This window comes from Mycobacterium senriense, from assembly GCF_019668465.1.
GTDB classification, from domain to species: domain Bacteria; phylum Actinomycetota; class Actinomycetes; order Mycobacteriales; family Mycobacteriaceae; genus Mycobacterium; species Mycobacterium senriense.
In genome coordinates, this window is sequence record NZ_AP024828.1 from 717,115 (window position 1) to 735,816 (window position 18,702).

The following is an 18,702-nucleotide window of genomic DNA, read 5'->3' on the forward strand; positions in this document are numbered from 1 at the left end:
CGAACTGTGGGCTCGTCCGTCACGGTTACCCCGCCCGTACCAAGATTTGCGCAAACGTCACTTAATCGGGGATGTTCGCCCTGAATACTCGGGCTTTTGCTACGCGCTACCCGAGGGCACGCCCAGCGCCCGGGTGAATCCGGGCGGCACCAGAATGTGGTCCGGTCCGAGGTCGTGAACCGATGAGAGCCCGAGGCCCATCAGCGCCGAGTCGATACCGCCGCGCAAAATGTCCAGCACGTTCTCCACTCCCGGTTGGCCGGCCGCGGCCAGCCCCCACAGGTAGGCCCGGCCGATCATCACCGCGCGCGCTCCCAGCGCCACGGCCTTGACGACGTCGCTTCCGCGCCGCACGCCGCCGTCGAGGAGCACCTCGATCTGGTCGCCGACGGCCGCGGCGACCGCGGGCAGGGCGCGGATCGAGGCCGGCGTGCCGTCCAGGTTGTTACCGCCGTGGTTCGACACCGAAATGGCCGAAACCCCCGCGTCCACCGCCCTTTTGGCGTCGTCGACGCGCATCACGCCCTTGAGCATGAACGGCCCGCCCCACAGTTCGCGGAGCCAGGCGATGTCCTCCCAGGTCGGCGGCGTCGTGCCCATCCACTCCCCGTACGCCTGGAAGAAGGGCGGCCCGGGTTCGCCGCGGTGGCCCTGGTTGGGCACGCGCAGCTCCGGCGGCCGCATGGTCTTCGCCCACTGCAAAAACCACCGTGGCTTGGTGATCACCTCCGGGCTCATCTTGACGATGGTCTTGAAGTCCATCTTCTCCGGGATCGACGGGCTGCCCCAGTCCCGGCCGTGCGAGAAGCTCCAGTCGGTTGTGACGATCAGCCCCACCGCCCCGGCCGCGCGGGCGCGCTCGACCCGCGCCGCGATGGCGTCGCGGTCACCCAGCCAGTACACCTGGAAGAACAGCTTGGGGTTGGCCGCGATGACCTCTTCGATCGGCTTGCTGGCGAACGAGGACAGCCCCATCGCGGTGCCGCGGGCGGCTGCCGCCCGCGCCACGGCGACCTCACCCTCGGGATGCACCGCCTGCACGCCCGTCGGCGAGATCAGCACCGGCAGCGAAACCTCTTGCCCCATGACGTTGGTCGACAGGTCGCGCTTTTTCTGCGCGCCGATGACGTGCGGCGCGAATCCGAGCTCGCTGAACGCTGCCACGTTGTCGGAGACCGTGACTCCCTTTTCGCTGGCCGAAATCAGCGACGAGTAGGCCGATTTCGGCAGCCGGCGCTTGGCGCGTTGCTGCGCGATGGCGACGGTCTCAAACCATGCGTCGGCCATTTGTTACACCGGGCTTTCGTTACACATGCGTGCCGGCGGTGTCTCCGGCGTGACCGTAGGCGGCCGCAGCGACAGGGTCAGCGGCACCGGTTGGCGGATGCGCTTGCCGCGGGAATGATCGGCCCGGGGGCGCGGCGTCTCGCGGTCGTGCGCCAGCGCCGTCGCGCTGTGGCCCTGCACGCATTCTGGATCCGGCCCGTCCAGCGGCAGGCCGGTGAAGAATTTGGCGGCCATGCATCCGCCCCGGCAGCTGTCGTAGTGACCGCAGCTGCCGCAGGCGCCCGCCGACTGCGGCTCGCGCAGCTCGCGGAACAGCGGGGCGTTCTTCCAGACGTTGTCAAAACCACTGTCGGACAACACGTTTCCGGCCAGGAAGCGGTCGTGGATGGCGAACGGGCAGGCATACACGTCGCCGACCGGGTCGATCAGGCACACGACGCGGCCCGCGCCGCACATGTTCAGACCGGCCAGGGCGCCGGATTGGCCGAGCGGGGCCAGGTGGAAGAAAGAGTCACCCGTGAGCACCCGCTCACCCTTGGCGACCAGCCAGTCATACAGCTGGACCTGCTGGTCGGCGGTGGGATGCAGCTCTTCCCAGACATCGGCGCCGCGGCCGGACGGGCGAAGCCGGGTGATCCGCAGCGTGGCGCCGTAACGACTTGCCAGCGCGGCGAATTCGTCGAGCTGGTCGACGTTGTGCCGGGTGACCACCACGGAGATCTTGGCGTCTTTGAATCCGGCCGCGGCCAGATTCTCCAGAGCACGCACCGCCATGTCGAACGAGCCGGGTCCGCGAACGGCGTCGTTGACCTCGGCGGTGGCGCCGTCCAGCGAAATCTGGACGTCGACGTAGTCGCTGGCCGCCAGCCGCGCGGCAACCTCGGGCGTGATGCGGACGCCGTTGGTGGAGAACTTCACGCCGACGTGGTGCTCGGTCGCGTAGTCGACCAGTTCCCAAAAGTCCGGGCGCACAGTGGGTTCCCCGCCACCGATGTTGACGTAGAACACCTGCATGCGTTCCAGCTCATCGATGATGTCCATGCATTGACGGGTGGACAGCTCGCGCGGGTCCCGCTTGCCCGACGACGACAGGCAATGCACGCAGGCCAGGTTGCAGGCGTACGTCAGCTCCCAGGTAAGGCAGATGGGCGCGTCGAGCCCATGCTCGAACTGCTCGATCAGCCGGGGAACGGGGGCCGCTGTTGTCATTGATGGTCCTTCCGGGGCACCAGCATGTTGGACTCGACGAGCACACCCAGCGCATGCAGGTACGGGGCCTGCACGGCGTCGTCCACGCCGGCCGCGCGGCAGGCGGACCGGATGTCGGGATGATCGGCCAGCGATTGCACCACCGTGAGGATGGTGCGGTTCTTCAGAAACGACAGCTTGCGGGTACCGAAGTGGTAGAGCAGCGCGCCGAACGGCTCCGGCCGAACCGCCACCTGCGGGTGCAATCGCCAGCCGCGATCAGGATCGAACGGCGTCGCCGTTCGTGCCTGCGCGGGCGCGGGCACGGTCAGTAGACCCCGCACATGCCGTCGATGGACACCTCTTCGACCAGGGTCTCGGTGACGAGTTGGGTGTCAGTTTCGGTCTCGTGGTCCACGGGGCCTTGCCTTTCGTCCGGTCTTGACAACGATGGGGTCTGAGTCACACTCGCCGCCAGAATATGGCATCGAGTGCCGAAATGGAAGGGCGGGGTCCGATGATGCCGCAGCCGCGGGTGGGCAGGCGCCGCTCGACCACCCCGCACCACATCACCGACGTCGCCATCGACATGTTCACGGCCCGCGGTTTCGCCGACGTGAGCGTCGACGACGTCGCCCAGGCCGCCGGCATCTCCCGCCGGACCCTGTTCCGCTACTACGCGTCCAAGAACGCCATCCCCTGGGGTGACTTCGACAATCACCTTGCCCACCTGCGCGATCTGCTCGACAACGTCGATGCCGGCGTGGGCCTGGGTGATGCGCTGCGCGCTGCGCTGTTGGCGTTCAACACCTTTGACGAATCCGAGACCGCCCGGCATCGCCAGCGCATGCGGGTGATTCTGCAAACGGCTGAGCTGCAAGCGTATTCGATGACGATGTACGCCGGCTGGCGCGAGGTGATCGCCGGGTTCGTGGCGCGCCGCCTGGACTGCAAGACCGCGGATCTGCTGCCCCAGACCGTCGCCTGGACGATGCTCGGGGTGGCCTTGTCCGCCTACGAACACTGGCTGAGCGATGAATCCGTGCCGCTGCCGGTTGCCCTGGGCAACGCCTTCGACGTGGTGGGCGCCGGACTGGACGGACTGGGCGGGTGACGGCCGAGCACCTGGTGCACACCCTGCGGTCACAGGGCAGGTTCTGCGCCTCGTCGGGCTCGCCGATGTATGGCGAGCTGTTCGAACTGGTCGCCGGCGACGTCGAAGCCGGCGGCGTCTTCGCGACCGTGTTGGCCGGGCGCGAGGACGCCCCGTCGCGGGACGCGGTACCGCTGCGGTTGCTCGGCGGGTTGCACCGGTTGGTGCTCGACGGCCGGGCGGCGCGGTTGCGCCGCTTCTACCCCAGCACCGGCGGCCGGTGGGAGGCAAGAGCCGCCTGGCCGGAGATCCTGAATACCGCCGCCGGTCACATCGACGCGCTGCGGGCCGCGCTGAGCCGGCCACCGCAGACCAACGAGGTGGGCCGATCGGCCGCCCTGATCGGCGGACTACTGCACATCAACCACGAATTCGGCTTACCGATAAGGCTTTTCGAGATCGGATCGAGTGCCGGGTTGAACCTGCGTGCGGACCATTACCGCTACGGCTTCGCCGACGGTCAGTGGGGCCCGGCGGACTCACCGGTGACCATCGACGACGCGTGGCACGGCGCGCTACCGCCCCGGAGCGAATTGCGGATCGTCGCGCGCAACGGGTACGACATCGCGCCCATCGACATCGGCGACGCCGACGGGGAACTGACCGTGCTGAGCTATGTCTGGCCCGACCAGGCCGCCCGGCTGGCGCGGCTGCGCGGCGCCATCGAGGTCGCCCGCCGCGTGCCGGCGGCACTCGAGCGCCGGACCGCGGCCGACGCGGTCGCCGGCCTGGCGGTGGCCGACGGTGCGCTGACCGTGTTGTGGCATTCGATCACCTGGCAGTATCTGTCCGCCGACGAACGCGCCGCGGTGCGCGCCCACGTGGACGCGCTGGCCGCCCGGGCCGACGCCCGCTCGCCGTTCGCCCACCTCACGATGGAGCCCACGCGCTCTGGGCCGGGGGCACCGATCAGGTTCGTGGTGCGGGCCCGCAGCTGGCCGGACGGCGATGCGCAGACGCTGGGCGAATGCCATCCGCACGGCCCGCCGGTGGACTGGCACTAAAGCACGCAGCCGAATTGGCGGACTAAGTCCGCCAATTCGGCTGCGTTTGAGGCCTCGATTACTAGGTCCCCATGAAGGTCATCGGATCGTGCAGCACGCGGGTGCCGTCATGCAATCGTTCGATGGCCTCCATGTGCTCGGGGGCAAGGGTGAAGTCGAACACGTCCAGGTTCTGGGCGACGCGCTCGGGCTTGGACGAGCGCGAGACCACGACGTTGTCCAACTGCAGGTTCCACCGAACCAGTACCTGGGCCGGAGTGCGGCCGTACTCGGCGGCGATCGACGTCACCGTCGGGTTCTCGAGCATCTTGCCGACACCCAGCGGGCTGTAGGACTGGGTCTGCACGTCGTGCTCGGCGTGGGCCAGGCGCAGGTCGGCCTGGTTGAGCCGCGGGTGCAACTCGACCTGGTTCACGGCGGGCACCTCATCGGTTTCCTCGATGACCGTCGCCAGCAGTTCCTCGGTGAAGTTGCAGACGCCGATCGAGCGGACGTGCCCCTCGTCGCGGGCCACCTTCATGCCCTCGAAGCTCTCCACGTACTTGCCCAGCTTCGGCGCCGGCCAGTGGATCAAATAGAGGTCGAGGTAGTCCAGCCCGAGTCGGTCCAGGCTCGCCTTGCACGACTCCTGGGCGGTGTCAAAGCCCTGCTTCGACGTGCCCAGCTTGGTGGCGACGAACAAATCCTCGCGGGGAATGCCCGATGCGGCGATCGCGCGGCCGACGGCTTCCTCGTTTCCATAGGAGGCGGCGGTGTCGATGAGGCGACAGCCGGCTTCCAGCGCCGCGAGTACCGAGCTTTCCGTCTCCTCGTCGGACAACTTGGCTACCCCCAAGCCAAGTACGGGCATCTTCGCCTCGTCATTGAGTGCGACGGTCGGAATCGCGCTGGGCGAGCTGTATATCTCATCAATCACTGTCACTTGCCAATCACCTGCCTGCTCAAGTTGGTTACTGGATTATCTGGGAAAAGAACGATGACTCAGCGGCGGCCGGCGGCCGGGCGGTTCAGCCAACGCACTGCGTTGTGCACGGTCCCGCAACATCGCTCGCTCGCAGACAGTAACGAAGCTCCGCAAGCGGTGCACCGAATGCCGCGGTACCTGTCGGCACAGCAAAATTCGTCACCGCTTGAAGTTACGAGTTTCCAGCACAATGCGTTTGGCGTTGCTGGTGATGGCAATTTTGTGACACCGACTACAGCGCCGCAACCCTTGCCCCCGATGGACATTCGAACAACACTTGCAGTGAGGTGTATCACGATCGAATTGAGCTGTGGCGTATGGCGAATCCGCGTCGAACCTCCAGGCAGACGCCGGATACGCGAGCGAAAACCTCGATGGTCTAAGTGCTTTCGATTTGCCGTATTCAGCGGGGTGCGCGCGATGCGAATTCGCCGGTCCCTTATGCTCGACAAACGCCGAACGCACGCCAACACCGGAAGCGAGGCAGAGCTGTCCCATGAAGACAATGCAAGAGTTGTTCGAAATAGCCTGGCAAGCAACACAACTCGGCGCCACCATGCTCAAGAAGTCACAACCGAGCTCGGTGCAGCACAAGGGTGACCGCGACACGGTCACCGACGTCGACCTCGCAATCCAGCGCGACATCGCCGCCTACCTCGCCCAGACCACACCCGATATCGAGCTGTTGGCCGAAGAGTCCGAGCAGCAGCCGGAGATCGAAACCTCCGAGTGGCTCTGGGTCCTTGACCCCATCGACGGGACGTCCAACTTCGTCCACGGCCTGCCGCTGTGCGCGGTATCACTGGCCTTGCTGAACGCCGGTCGCACCGTGCTGGCCGTCACGCACGCTCCCCTGCTCGGCAAGACCTACCACGCCATGGAAGGCAAAGGCGCGTTCGTCAACGGGCAACGGATCACCGCCAGCGCCACCGACAGCCTCAGCGGCGCCATCGTGTCCCTCGGCGACTACGCCGTCGGCCACGACGCCGGCCGGCTCAATCAGCACCGGCTGGCGCTCACCACCGAGCTGGTGCCCCGCGTCGAGCGCATCCGGATGATCGGGGCGGCGACGCTCGACCTCGCCTTCGTCGCCGAGGGCGCCCTGGACGCCTGCGTGATGATGTCCAACAAACCGTGGGACACCGCCGCGGGGACACTGATCGCCCGCGAGGCCGGAGCGCAGCTCACCGATGCGCAGGGCAACCCGCACACCCACAGCTCCGCGTCGACGATCGTCACCGCGCCCGGTATTGCCGAGCAGCTCGCCACGGTGATCCGCAACACCGAGATCCCCAGCGACCCGTACGCGGCCGCCGTCGGCTAGCCGCGGGAGTGAAAGATCTTGCTCAGCCCAGCATTTCGGCGATGGGCACGGCCGCGGCGATCTTGGCGCGGGCCTTCATGACCTTGCCGGGCATCCCGCCGCCGACCACCCCGACCAGGGCACCGTCACGTTCGTAGTAGGCCAGGAACTTGCGGCCGTCGTCCTCGACGACATGGACGATGTCGTCGGCCTCCGGCTCGCCCAGGCACTGGATCTTGACGTCGTACTGGTCGCTCCAGAAGTACGGGACGACCACCACCGGCGGCACGTCCTGGCCCAGCATCGCGGGCACGACGGCACGGGCCTGATCGGCGACGTTGCTCCAATGTTCCACGCGCCCTTGATGTCCCGTCGCGTCGCGCCACGAGGCGACGTCGCCGAGCGCCCACACATTCGGTGCGCTGGTGCGTCCGGCCTCGTCGCAGATGACGCCGTTGTCGACTGCGATGCCGCTGCCCTCGAGCCATTCGGTCGCCGGGCGCGACCCGATGCCGACGACCACGATGTCGGCCGGCAGTTCGGTGCCGTCGCTCAGCACCACCGCCTCGACGCGTGAGTCGCCGCGCACCTCCGTCACCCCGACCCCGAGGCGGACGTCGACGCCTTCGGCACGGTGCAGCCGGGCCACCAGCTCGCCGATCTGCTCGCCGAGGACCGCGGCCAGCGGTGTCGGCTGCGGCTCCACCAGCACCACATCCACGCCCAGGCTGCGCAGGCTGGCCGCCACCTCGCAGCCGATGAACCCGGCGCCGATGACGACGGCGCGCTGGGCCGCCGACGCGTGCATGCGCAGCGCCATGCTTTCGTCGAAGGTCCGCAGCACGCGGATGCCCTCCATGTCCGGGATCGCCGGGATGCGCCGGGGCACCAAGCCCGTGGCGATGACGAGTTCGGCGTAGCCCAGCGTGGTCCCGTCGTCCAGAGTCACCGTCTGCGCCGAGGTGTCCAGGCTGGTCGCGGCCGACCCCAGTCGCAGGGTGATGTCGTTGTCGTCGTACCACTCGCGCGGTTTGAGTGCGGTGTCGTCGACCTCTTTGCGCAGCACCTCTTTGGACAGTGGCGGGCGGTCGTAGGGCAAGTGCACCTCGTCGCTGACGATCGTGATGGGCCCCGAATACTCCGATTTGCGCAGCTGCTCGGCGGTGCGCGCGGCGGCCAATCCGCCGCCGACGATCACGATTCCGTTGTCCGCGCTTGCGTCACTACTCACGTGGAGTTCTTAGCACGATGGCCGGTCAGTACTTTAGGGCGCCCTTATCCACGGGGATCTGGGTGCCCGTGAGGGTGCCCGAGCCGCCGCCGGCGAGCCAGGCCACCACGTCGGCCACTTCGTCGGCCGCCATGAAGCCGTTGGGCTGCACCGGCATTGGCGGAAAGCTGTGCACGAAGCTGGGATGCTTGCCGAAAATCTCCATCATCGCCTCGGGTTCGATCATCGGGGTGTCCACCGAGTACGGGTGGATGGAGTTGACCCGGATTCCGAATTCGCCGAGCTCGATCGCCAGCGCGTTGGTCAGCGCCGTGAGTCCGTGTTTGCTGGCCGAATAGTGGCCGTTGCCCGGGGTGGCCTTGATGCCCGCCGACGAGCTGACCACGACGATGGATCCGCCGTTTCCCGCCTCGATCATGGCGGGCACGGTGGCGCGCAGCGTGCGCCAGGTGCCGGTCAGGTTGACGCCGATGACGGTGTCCCACTGCTCGTCGGTGAGCTCCCAAATGCGGCCCCAGCTCAGCACTCCCGCGTTGGCCACCACGATGTCGAGCCGGCCGAACTGCTCGATCCCGTCGGCCACCAGATCGCGCAGCGCGGCATCGTCGCGGACGTCGACCTCACGGGTCAGGATCTTGCGGCCCTCGTTCTCCACCAGGCGCGCGGTGTCGTCGAGGTCTTCCCGGGTGGCCGGCGGGTAGGTCACGCTGGGCGATGCGGGCGCGCAGATGTCCAGCGCGATGATGTCGGCGCCCTCGCGGGCCAGCCGCACCGCGTGCGAGCGCCCCTGTCCGCGGGCGGCGCCGGTGATGAATGCGACCCGCCCCTGCAGTGATCCGGCCTGTTCAGCCACTTGTAACCCCTTCGACCGCCGATAGACCAAGTCAGGCTAGCAGCGCAACTGAAACGTGTTCTAATTCACACGGCGTAGCCGTGCCCGCCGTCAGATTTCGGCGATGATCGCCGCGCGCCGGCTGGTGTATTCGTCGTCGGTCAGCGCCCCGCTGGTGTGCAGATCCTGCAATTCCTGCAACCGCGCGGCGATCGACGGTTCGGGCGGTGTGACAACCGTCGCCGCCGCGGGCGCCGCCGCCGGCGCCGGCTGCACGGCCGGGGCCTGCTGTTCGACCGCGCGGCGCACCACGGCCTGTATCTGGGCGCGCAGGTCCGGGTTCGAGCGGATGTCGACCATCTGGTTGAGCGCGACGTTGTTGGCCTTGAGGATCTGCAGGATCTCCATCAACGGGCCGGCCTGCCCGCTCAGGTCGTAGGTTTTGTTGTCCTCGGCCACCGTGAACTGAGCGGGAACCAGGCCGTTGACCAAAGCGCTTCGCTCCCAGTCGATTCGGTATTCGCTGGTGGTGGGGTTGACCAGCACCACCACCTTGCGGGCGTTGAGGTTGCCGAGCCGGGTGACGCTGGCGATGACCCGGTCCTCGCTGTCGAAAGGCACGAGTCCGGGGCCGGCGATGTGCAGGTGCACCTTGACGACCTGCTGGTTGTTGACCCACGTCCCCGTCTCGGTGATCCCGGTGATCTGGGCGAGCGCCAGCACCCCGTTCCGCTCGAGCGCGGCCACCTTGGCCGACGACTTGGCCCCATAGTTCGCCAGGGCGAGCGCGATCAGCACGTCGGCGACGGTGATCAGCACGCCGACGTAGAACATCCACTGCAGCAGCCTGCCGAGCCCGAGGGTGAAATACACGACCAAGAAGATCGGTCCGACCAGGCCGCCGCACAGCAAAACCACCAACTGTGCCTTCAGGTAGCGCGCTAACACTAGCGCCTCGCCTACACCGACTCGGTGGGCACGACCGGCACCCGCTTGACCGGCGCCCCGGCCGGTTGCGCCGGATGCGCCTGCTGCGCAGCAGCCGGGGCGGGCGGAGCGGTACGCGCCGATACCGGCATCGTGGAGGCCGGCGAGGTCTGCGGCGGCGCTGCGGTCTGCAGCGGCGCGGCGGGGGTGCCGGTCGGCGTCGCAACCGAGGCCGCCGGCTGCACGGGGGCGGGCGAGCCCGCCGGAGCGTAGGCCGGCGTCACCACCCGCGCCGCGCCGGCCGGCGTGGTGGCCGAGGCCAGCGTCGCCGACCCCGCCGGGGGCCGCCGCAACCGGGGTGCCGGCCGGTGCCGGTGCCACCGCGGCCGGCGCCACTGCCGCCGCCAGCGGTCCCGCGGGTGCGGTCGGCGCGGACATACCCACGGCACCGGCGCTCACCGCCGGCACCTGCGCGGCCACCGACGCCGGGGCAGCCGCGGTCTGCAAGGGCGAGGTGTTGGCGGCCTCCGCGAAGGCATACTGAGCCGCACCGCCGTTCATCAGCTGGACGAACTGGCTGTGGAACGCGGCCGCTTGGGCACTCAGCGCCTGATAGACCTGGGAGTGCGCGTCGAAGAGCGCGGCGATGCTCGCCGACACCTCGTCGGCACCGGGGGCCAGCACGCCCGATGTCGAACCCATCGCGGCAATGTTGGCTGAACTGATCGTGGTCCCGATCCTGGCCAAGTCCCCCGCCGCGGCCGCGACGAATTCGGGCGTCGCCTGAACGAACGACATCGGTACCTCCCGCAAACTACGGTCAGGAGAAATATGAGCAAATCCTAAACCAGGCGGCGTCGTTGCCGCATGATTTCTGCCGTGCCGGGGGCCGATGCCGCCGCAACGCACAAAGCCCGGACTGCCGAGTCGGCAATCCGGGCTTTGCGGTGGTTCGAAACTACTTGATGATCTTGACGACCCGGCCGGCGCCGACGGTGCGGCCACCCTCACGGATCGCGAACCGCAGACCGTCGTCCATGGCGACGGGCTGGATCAGCTTCACCGAGATGTTGGTGTTGTCACCGGGCATCACCATTTCGGTGCCCTCCGGCAGCGTCACCACGCCGGTCACGTCGGTGGTGCGGAAGTAGAACTGCGGACGGTAGTTGTTGAAGAACGGCGTGTGTCGGCCGCCCTCGTCCTTGGACAGGATGTAGACCTGGCCCTCGAACTCGGTGTGCGGGGTGGTGGTGCCGGGCTTGGTCACAACCTGACCGCGCTCGACGTCCTCACGCTTGATACCACGCAGCAGCAGCCCGACGTTGTCGCCGGCCTGACCCTGGTCGAGCAGCTTGCGGAACATCTCCACGCCGGTGACGGTGGTCTTGGTGCTGGTCGGCTTGATGCCGACGATCTCGACCTCTTCGTTGACGTTGATGATGCCGCGCTCGACACGACCGGTGACCACGGTGCCACGACCGGTGATGGTGAAGACGTCCTCGACGGGCATCAGGAACGGCTTCTCCGTCTCGCGGACCGGGTCCGGGATCGACTCGTCGACGGCCTCCATCAGCTGCTCGACGGACTCGACCCACTTGGCGTCGCCCTCGAGCGCCTTGAGCGCCGAGACCCGCACCACCGGGGCATCCTCGTCGAACTCCTGGGCGGCCAGCAGTTCGCGGACCTCCATCTCGACGAGCTCGAGCAGCTCCTCGTCGTCGACCATGTCGGCCTTGTTCAGCGCGACCAGGATGTAGGGCACACCGACCTGACGGGCCAGCAGCACGTGCTCACGGGTCTGCGGCATCGGGCCGTCGGTGGCGGCGACCACCAGAATCGCGCCGTCCATCTGGGCCGCACCGGTGATCATGTTCTTGATGTAGTCGGCGTGACCCGGGGCGTCGACGTGGGCGTAGTGACGCTTCTCGGTCTGGTACTCCACGTGCGAGATGTTGATGGTGATACCGCGCTGACGCTCCTCGGGCGCGTTGTCGATCTGGTCGAACGCGCGGGACTCGTTCAGATTGGGGTACTTGTCATGCAGAACCTTGGTGATAGCCGCGGTCAGCGTGGTCTTGCCGTGGTCAACGTGACCAATGGTCCCGATGTTGACGTGCGGCTTCGTCCGCTCGAACTTCGCCTTCGCCACTTCTGTGTCCTCCTGGACTAGTTGGTGCTCGTTAAAGCAGTGTTGGTGTTTTCAGTTGTGCCGCGCCCAAGGCATTCCAATGACCCGGCAAGATTACTCCGCTGGCCGTTACTGGCCCGTCGCCTTCGCGATGATCTCCTTCGACACGTTCGCCGGCACTTCGGCGTACGAGTCGAAGACCATGGAGTAGTTCGCCCGGCCTTGGGTCTTGGACCGCAGGTCGCCGACGTAGCCGAACATCTCCGACAGCGGCACATGCGCCTTGACCACGCGCGCACCGCTCCGCTCCTCCATGGCCTGGATCTGGCCACGGCGGGAGTTCAGGTCGCCGATCACGTCGCCCATGTAGTCCTCGGGCGTGGTGACCTCGACGGCCATGATCGGTTCCAGGATCACCGGCTGGGCTTGCTGCGCAGCCTTTTTCAGCACCTGGGAACCGGCGATCTTGAAGGCCATTTCCGACGAGTCGACCTCGTGGAACGCCCCGTCGAGCAGGGTGACCTTCAAGTTCACCAGCGGGTAGCCGGCCAGCACGCCGTACTGCATGGCGTCCTGCGCACCGGCGTCCACCGATGGGATGTACTCACGCGGGATGCGGCCACCGGTGACCTTGTTCTCGAATTCGTAGGTAGCACCGTCCTCGCCGTGGAACGGCTCGAGGCTGATCAGCACCTTCGCGAACTGGCCGGAGCCGCCCGTCTGCTTCTTGTGGGTGAACTCGACCTTTTCCACCGTCCGCTTGATGGTCTCCTTGTAGGCCACCTGCGGCTTGCCGACGTTCGCCTCGACCTTGAACTCGCGGCGCATCCGGTCGACCAGGATGTCCAGGTGCAACTCACCCATCCCGCCGATCACGGTCTGGCCGGTCTCTGCGTCCTGGTGGACCTTGAACGTCGGGTCTTCCTCGGCGAGCTTCTGGATCGACAGGCTCAGCTTCTCCTGGTCGCTCTTCGTCTTGGGCTCGATGGCCACCTCGATGACCGGGTCGGGGAAGGTCATCGACTCCAGCACGACCTGCTGGTTCGGGTCGCTCAGGGTGTCACCGGTGGTGGTGTCCTTCAGGCCGATCACCGCATAGATGTGACCGGCCGACGCGGTCTCCACCGGGTTCTCCTTGTTGGAGTGCATCTGGAACAGCTTGCCCAGCCGCTCCTTCTTGCCCTTGGTGGCGTTGATGACCTGGCTGCCGGAGTCGACCTTGCCCGAGTACACCCGGACGTAGGTCAGCTTGCCGAAGAACGGGTGCGTCGCGACCTTGAACGCCAGCGCGGAGAACGGCTCGTCGGTCGACGGGTTGCGCGTGACCTCTTCGTCCTCCTTGCCCGGCACGTGGCCGACGGCCGGCGGCACGTCCAGCGGCGACGGCAGGTAGTCGATGACGGCGTCCAGCATGGGCTGCACGCCCTTGTTCTTGAACGCGCTGCCGCACAGCACCGGGTAGGCCTCCGAGCTGATCGTCAGCTTGCGGATGGCGCCCTTGATCTCCTCGACCGTGAGCTCTTCGCCGCCGAGATACTTCTCCAGCAGCGTCTCGTCGGTCTCGGCGACGGCCTCGAGCAGCTTGGTGCGGTACTCGTCGGCCTTCTCGGCCAGCTCGGCCGGGATCTCGATGGTGTCGTAGGTCTCGCCCAGCTTCGTCTCGCCGCGCCACACCTTGGCGTTCATCTCGACCAGGTCGACGATGCCCTCGAAGTCACCCTCGGAGCCGACGGGCAGCTGAATCGGGATGGCGTTGGCGCCGAGGCGCTCCTCCATGGTCTTCACCGAGAAGTAGAAGTCGGCGCCGATCTTGTCCATCTTGTTGACGAAGCAGATGCGCGGGACGTCGTACTTGTCGGCCTGCCGCCACACCTGCTCGGACTGCGGCTCGACACCCTCCTTGCCGTCGAAAACGGCCACGGCACCGTCGAGCACGCGCAGGCTGCGCTCCACCTCGACGGTGAAGTCGACGTGCCCGGGGGTGTCGATGATGTTGATCTGGTTGTCTTTCCAGAAGCAGGTGGTAGCCGCGGAGGTGATGGTGATCCCCCGCTCCTGCTCCTGCTCCATCCAGTCCATGGTGGCGGCGCCGTCGTGCACCTCACCGATCTTGTAGCTGATACCGGTGTAGTAGAGGATGCGCTCGGTCGTCGTCGTCTTGCCGGCGTCGATGTGCGCCATGATGCCGATGTTGCGGACCTTGGTCAGGTCGGTCAGCACGTCCTTCTGTGCCACAGAAGTCTTCCCACTCTTTCGATTGCTTGGTTATTCGCTGTCGCTTTGCGCCCGGCCACCCTGCCTTGACGCGGTTGGAGCCCCTACCAGCGATAGTGCGCGAAGGCGCGGTTGGCCTCGGCCATCTTGTGGGTGTCCTCGCGCCGCTTGACGGCGGCACCGAGGCCATTGCTGGCATCCAGGATCTCGTTGGCCAGCCGCTCGACCATGGTCTTCTCGCGGCGTTGCTTGGAGAAGCTGACCAACCAACGCAGTGCCAGCGTCACGGAGCGATCCGGACGCACCTCGACGGGGACCTGGTACGTAGCGCCACCGACGCGGCGGCTGCGCACCTCGAGGGAGGGCTTGACGTTGTCCATTGCGCGCTTGAGCGTGATCACCGGGTCGGTACCTGTCTTCTCCCGGGCGTTTTCGAGCGCTCCATAAACAATGCGTTCGGCCAGCGATTTCTTCCCGTCCAGCAGAACCTTGTTCACCAGCTGCGTCACCAGCTGCGAGCCGTAGACCGGGTCATTGACCAACGGACGCTTCGGCGCGGGCCCCTTGCGCGGCATCAGCTCTTCTCCTTCTTGGCGCCGTAACGGCTGCGAGCCTGCTTGCGGTTCTTGACACCCTGGGTGTCAAGCGAACCGCGGATGATCTTGTACCGGACACCGGGCAGGTCCTTCACCCGACCACCGCGCACCAGCACCATCGAGTGCTCCTGCAGGTTGTGGCCCTCGCCGGGGATGTATGCGGTGACCTCAACCTGGCTGGTCAGCTTCACGCGGGCGACCTTCCGAAGCGCCGAGTTCGGCTTCTTCGGGGTGGTGGTGTACACGCGGGTGCATACGCCACGGCGCTGCGGGCTGCCCTTCAGGGCCGCGGTCTTGACCTTGGCGACCTTGTCGCGGCGACCCTTGCGGACCAGCTGCTGAATGGTTGGCATCTACCGGCTTTCTGTGTTCGTGTTCGGCATACTTCTAGCGTTTTCAAGTCTGTGTACTGCAGTTATGTCCGGCCGCATCACCCCGCGTCCGGGTGTGTCGCATGCGCTGCGCATCGGACCTTGTCCGATGCTCCGTGGACACGCGAATTCGCCCGGCATCCACTCCCTTACGGTTAGGCGCCGTAAGCCGCCAGGCACGAGGGACCACAATACCCGCCGCCGGTCTCGCAGGTCAAAGCGACGGCGGCGCCGGCCGGGCGCCGGGCGTCGCCGCTATCGGACTAGTAGCGCGCGCCATCGGCGGCGGTGCGCCTTTCCAGGCCGGCCGCCAACCGCAACACCATGTCAGAGAACAGCGCGTCGGTGTCGATCTCGTCCATCACACCCGTCATCTCCAGCAAAACGAAGCCGTGCAGCGCGGACCAGAACTCCAGCGACGCGTGGAAGGCCGCCTCGCCGTCCAGACCGTAGGAGGACAGCACGGCGATCACCGGCGCGGCCGCGCCGCGGGTGGCGGCGGTGTACTCGGGATCGTCACCGCCGAACGGCATCCGGGTGAAGGCCGAGTAGCGACCCGGATGGTGGTGGGCGTAGCTCCGGTAGGCCCCGGCCATCACCAGCACCGCGTCGTCGCGGGCGCGGCCCTGGCCGACCCGGTTGAGCATCGTGATGATGTCGTCGATGACGCGGATCCGCACCGCGCGCCGCAGGTCTTCCAGGCTGTCGACGTGGTTGTACAGCGACGGCCCCTTGGTGCCCAGCTGCATCGCCAGCGCGTTGATGGTCAGGGCGTCCCAGCCCTCGCGGTCCAGGAACGTCAGGGCGCCGTCGATGATCCCGTCCCGGCTGAGCTTGGCCGGACGGGAGGCGGGCCGCCCCGCGCGTTGGCGCCCGGCCGCCGGCGGCGGATCCGGTGGAGCTGCCATGGCGGTCGCCCTTCGATTGGTGAACGGATTGCGGTTAACTAATGACTCTAGTTGACGCTTGTTCAGAGATGAATCTCCCCGGAGGCGAGATGAGCGCCCGGCAAAGGAAAACAAAGTCTGCCACCGGGCAGGCGAATGCACGTAATGTCATGCTTGCCTCGTTTCGAGCAGCCGACCCGTCCAAGAGGGGGCCCGCAGTGAAGTGGACGACTGTCGCCGGCTCAGTGGCGGTCTGTGTCCTCGCCGTCGTCGCCCTACCGGGGGTCGCGCATGCCAAGAACGGTGACACCCACATCATCGGGCAGGACATCGAGCAGACGATCGACTGCAACGACGCCACGCTCATGGTCAACGGCACCGGTATCAACGTCACCGCGCTGGGCAACTGCTACGCCGTGACGGTGATGGGCTCGTCGAACACCGTCATCGCCGACTCGGTGTCACACGACATCACCGTGTACGGCTACAACCAGACTGTGTTCTACAAAAGCGGTCAGCCCGCCCTGTGGGACCGTGGCCGCGAACTGGGCATGACCAACCGGCTCCAGCAGGTGCCGGGCTAAACCGCGGCAACACAACAACATCCGATCAAGAATCGAGGAACCATGCCCGCCTACATCCGTGACCGCTCGCTGCGCCTGGCCGTGCTCGCCGTGACACCGGCCGCCGCCGCCCTGGTGCTGGCCGGCTGCAGTTCGACGGCCAACCCGCCGGCGGGGTCCTCGACGACCACCACCAAGAGCAGCGCGACGACCAGTGCGGGCGCCGCACCGACGACGGGATCGAGCGGGGCGAGCACCACCGCGTCCATCGAGATCGGCAACACGATCAACTACGGATCGATGGGCACCACCACCACCCTGGACTGCGCCACCGGCAAGTCGCTGAACGTCGGCGGCTCGGACAACAACCTGACCGTCACCGGCACCTGTGAGACGGCCACCGTCAGCGGCACCAACAACAAGATCACGTTCGACAAGGTGAACACCCGCATCACCGTGCTGGGGATGAACAACACCATCACCTACAAGGACGGTGACCCCAAGGTCGACAAGATCGGCCAGAGCAACACGATCAACAAGGGCAGCTGACAAGCCGCGTCTACCAGGTGCTAGTCGGCCGGCGCCCCGTGCCGTCCCGCGCCCGCCGCGAAGCGTCCCGCCCCTTCGTTCGCCTCCGCGGCCACCCGCGAGATGCTGGCGAATTCGAAGTCGATCGCGTCGGATTCGGTTGCGCCCCATTGGTGTAACGCCGAGAGCCGGTCGGAGCGCAGGCACTGCTGCGGCAGCGCGGCCAGCTGCGCCGCCAATTCCTCGGCGGCCTGGCGCGACTGCCCCTTGGGCACGACCCGGTTCGCCAACCCGATGGCCAGGGCTTCGTCGGCGGCCACCGCGCGGCCGGTGAGAATCATGTCCATCGCACGGCTGTGCCCGATCAGCCGGGGCAGCCGGACGGTGCCGCCGTCGATCAGGGGGACGCCCCAGCGCCGGCAGAACACGCCGAACACGGCATCCTCCTCTACCACCCGCAGGTCACACCAGACGGCCAGTTCCAGGCCGCCGGCGACGGCGTAGCCGCTGACCGCGGCGATGACGGGTTTGGACAGCACCATCCGCGTCGGGCCCATCGGGCCCGGGCCGGTGCGGTGCACGGCGTTGGCGTCGGGTGTGCCGAATGCCTTCAAATCGGCTCCGGCGCAGAAGGTTCCGTTGTCGCCACACAGCACGGCCACCGACGCGGTGTCGTCGCGGTCGAACTCCTCGAAGGCGGAATACAGCGCGGCGGCCGTCGGGCCGTTGACCGCGTTGCGGGCAGCCGGCCGGTCGATGACGACCGTGGTCACCGGGCCGTTGCGCTCGATCCGCACCGGTTCACTCATGTCGCCTCCGCAAATAGTGGTTCGCGCCGCCGCAGCAGCTCAGCGGCAAAGTCGTGGTAGGCCGCCCGCAGCCGGGCGCCGGGCCAGTCGTCCGGCAGCAGCTCGGCTGGCAGCACCGGGTCGGTGAGCAGGTGGCGCACCATCGCCGCGGCCACCAGAAAACGGCCGGGAATGTCTGGCGCGGACGCCATCTCGTCGAGCAGTCGATGGCCGGTCTGGGCCCAGGCGGGCAGGTCCCACAGCTGCGCGGCCAGCTCGGCGGGGTCGTCGTCGCGCGCCCGCAGCACCCTCGCCTGGGCGGTGATCTCGGGCCCGGGCTCCGCCTCGATGTTGTCGGGCCGCATCCACACCCCTTCGCGAAGCTCACCGAAACGCTTGTCGTGCAAGGTGATTCGCAGCGCCGCGCGGGTGCGCGCGTCATTTCCGACGCTGGTCACGATCAGCGTGACCCACTCGCCGCTCCACGGGTGCACCCGCGGGTCGATGGCGTCGTCCTGGCGCTTCTGCCGGGCCAGCAGGCGATCGGAGAGCCGGTAGCCGTCGGCGGAGCGGATCAGGTCGCCGGCACCGACCATGCGGGTCAGCGCCACCCGTAGCGTCGACTCCTTGATGCCGAAATCGGAAGTGAGCCTGACCAATTCGCTGGCCCGGGCGTGCGCGGGGTGAGCGCCGAGCAGCACACTGAGCACCACCGACCGCGCCGTCATGTCCGGCATG

20 protein-coding genes and 1 pseudogene are annotated in these 18,702 nt (G+C 67.2%); 5 read left to right on the forward strand and 16 right to left on the reverse strand.

Going from position 1 to position 18,702, the window contains the following annotated elements:
• Positions 1–99: 99 nt before the first annotated feature.
• From mftD to mftA, 4 genes are read right to left on the reverse strand one after another with little or no spacing between them, the layout of a single operon-like run.
• Positions 100–1,287 (reverse strand): pre-mycofactocin synthase MftD, encoded by a 1,188-nt coding sequence (gene mftD, locus MTY59_RS03530; RefSeq protein ID WP_221044442.1) that lies wholly within the window; start codon positions 1,285–1,287, stop codon positions 100–102.
• Between the two features lie 3 nt (positions 1,288–1,290).
• A complete protein-coding gene (gene mftC, locus MTY59_RS03535; protein WP_221044443.1) occupies positions 1,291–2,496 on the reverse strand; it encodes a mycofactocin radical SAM maturase in 1,206 nt (401 codons plus the stop codon).
• Positions 2,493–2,819, reverse strand: a complete 327-nt coding sequence (mftB, locus tag MTY59_RS03540) for a mycofactocin biosynthesis chaperone MftB (RefSeq protein ID WP_221044444.1) — start codon at positions 2,817–2,819, stop codon at positions 2,493–2,495. The genes mftC and mftB overlap by 4 nt, the downstream gene beginning before the upstream one ends.
• Complete coding sequence (gene mftA, locus MTY59_RS03545) at positions 2,804–2,893, reverse strand: mycofactocin precursor MftA (RefSeq protein ID WP_007773607.1); 90 nt, start codon at positions 2,891–2,893, stop codon at positions 2,804–2,806. Before mftA ends, mftB begins: the two co-directional genes overlap by 16 nt.
• 99 nt (positions 2,894–2,992) lie before the next feature.
• Between mftA and mftR the strand changes: the two genes are divergently transcribed.
• Positions 2,993–3,589, forward strand: a complete 597-nt coding sequence (gene mftR / locus MTY59_RS03550; protein WP_221044445.1) for a mycofactocin system transcriptional regulator MftR — start codon at positions 2,993–2,995, stop codon at positions 3,587–3,589.
• Positions 3,586–4,632 carry a DUF2332 domain-containing protein gene (locus MTY59_RS03555; RefSeq protein WP_221044446.1) on the forward strand — a complete coding sequence of 349 codons (1,047 nt, stop codon included), beginning with the start codon at positions 3,586–3,588 and terminating at the stop codon, positions 4,630–4,632. Before mftR ends, MTY59_RS03555 begins: the two co-directional genes overlap by 4 nt.
• Positions 4,633–4,693: 61 nt before the next feature.
• Here the strand turns inward: MTY59_RS03555 and MTY59_RS03560 are convergent, their stop codons facing one another.
• Positions 4,694–5,554 carry an aldo/keto reductase gene (locus tag MTY59_RS03560; protein WP_221044447.1) on the reverse strand — a complete coding sequence of 287 codons (861 nt, stop codon included), beginning with the start codon at positions 5,552–5,554 and terminating at the stop codon, positions 4,694–4,696.
• 538 nt (positions 5,555–6,092) lie between these two features.
• Here MTY59_RS03560 and MTY59_RS03565 point away from each other — a divergent pair.
• Complete coding sequence (locus MTY59_RS03565) at positions 6,093–6,920, forward strand: inositol monophosphatase family protein (RefSeq protein ID WP_221044448.1); 828 nt, start codon at positions 6,093–6,095, stop codon at positions 6,918–6,920.
• A 22-nt stretch (positions 6,921–6,942) separates the two neighbouring features.
• Here the strand turns inward: MTY59_RS03565 and MTY59_RS03570 are convergent, their stop codons facing one another.
• The 9 genes and pseudogenes from MTY59_RS03570 to MTY59_RS03610 form a co-directional block, all read right to left on the reverse strand.
• On the reverse strand, positions 6,943–8,130 hold the full coding sequence (locus MTY59_RS03570; RefSeq protein ID WP_221044449.1) for an NAD(P)/FAD-dependent oxidoreductase: 1,188 nt from the start codon (positions 8,128–8,130) through the stop codon (positions 6,943–6,945).
• Between the two features lie 25 nt (positions 8,131–8,155).
• The gene (locus tag MTY59_RS03575) at positions 8,156–8,983 is read right to left on the reverse strand and encodes a mycofactocin-coupled SDR family oxidoreductase (protein ID WP_221044450.1); all 828 of its coding nucleotides are present in this window, start codon (positions 8,981–8,983) and stop codon (positions 8,156–8,158) included.
• Between the two features lie 90 nt (positions 8,984–9,073).
• Positions 9,074–9,910 carry an SHOCT domain-containing protein gene (locus MTY59_RS03580; RefSeq protein ID WP_221044451.1) on the reverse strand — a complete coding sequence of 279 codons (837 nt, stop codon included), beginning with the start codon at positions 9,908–9,910 and terminating at the stop codon, positions 9,074–9,076.
• Between the two features lie 555 nt (positions 9,911–10,465).
• Positions 10,466–10,687: pseudogene (locus MTY59_RS27170) on the reverse strand (PE family protein); the annotation flags it as partial.
• A 160-nt stretch (positions 10,688–10,847) separates the two neighbouring features.
• The gene (gene tuf / locus MTY59_RS03590; protein WP_044483827.1) at positions 10,848–12,038 is read right to left on the reverse strand and encodes an elongation factor Tu; all 1,191 of its coding nucleotides are present in this window, start codon (positions 12,036–12,038) and stop codon (positions 10,848–10,850) included.
• 108 nt (positions 12,039–12,146) lie between these two features.
• A complete protein-coding gene (fusA, locus tag MTY59_RS03595) occupies positions 12,147–14,252 on the reverse strand; it encodes an elongation factor G (RefSeq protein ID WP_221044452.1) in 2,106 nt (701 codons plus the stop codon).
• 83 nt (positions 14,253–14,335) lie between these two features.
• Positions 14,336–14,806 carry a 30S ribosomal protein S7 gene (rpsG, locus tag MTY59_RS03600; protein ID WP_007767793.1) on the reverse strand — a complete coding sequence of 157 codons (471 nt, stop codon included), beginning with the start codon at positions 14,804–14,806 and terminating at the stop codon, positions 14,336–14,338.
• On the reverse strand, positions 14,806–15,180 hold the full coding sequence (gene rpsL / locus MTY59_RS03605) for a 30S ribosomal protein S12 (RefSeq protein ID WP_007767794.1): 375 nt from the start codon (positions 15,178–15,180) through the stop codon (positions 14,806–14,808). Before rpsL ends, rpsG begins: the two co-directional genes overlap by 1 nt.
• A gap of 281 nt (positions 15,181–15,461) precedes the next feature.
• On the reverse strand, positions 15,462–16,106 hold the full coding sequence (locus MTY59_RS03610) for a TetR/AcrR family transcriptional regulator (RefSeq protein ID WP_044483825.1): 645 nt from the start codon (positions 16,104–16,106) through the stop codon (positions 15,462–15,464).
• Positions 16,107–16,303: 197 nt separating this feature from the next.
• Between MTY59_RS03610 and MTY59_RS03615 the strand changes: the two genes are divergently transcribed.
• Together MTY59_RS03615 and MTY59_RS03620 are read left to right on the forward strand one after the other, a co-directional pair.
• Positions 16,304–16,669, forward strand: coding sequence for a DUF3060 domain-containing protein (locus MTY59_RS03615; protein ID WP_221044453.1), 366 nt, complete (start codon positions 16,304–16,306; stop codon positions 16,667–16,669).
• Between the two features lie 42 nt (positions 16,670–16,711).
• A complete protein-coding gene (locus MTY59_RS03620) occupies positions 16,712–17,197 on the forward strand; it encodes a DUF3060 domain-containing protein (RefSeq protein WP_221044454.1) in 486 nt (161 codons plus the stop codon).
• Positions 17,198–17,217: 20 nt separating this feature from the next.
• Here MTY59_RS03620 and MTY59_RS03625 read toward each other — a convergent pair whose 3' ends face one another.
• Together MTY59_RS03625 and MTY59_RS03630 are read right to left on the reverse strand one after the other, a co-directional pair.
• Entirely contained in the window at positions 17,218–17,985 is a 768-nt protein-coding gene (locus MTY59_RS03625; RefSeq protein ID WP_221044455.1) for a crotonase/enoyl-CoA hydratase family protein, read from the reverse strand.
• On the reverse strand, positions 17,982–18,701 hold the full coding sequence (locus MTY59_RS03630; protein WP_221044456.1) for a PaaX family transcriptional regulator C-terminal domain-containing protein: 720 nt from the start codon (positions 18,699–18,701) through the stop codon (positions 17,982–17,984). Before MTY59_RS03630 ends, MTY59_RS03625 begins: the two co-directional genes overlap by 4 nt.
• Position 18,702: the final 1 nt, after the last annotated feature.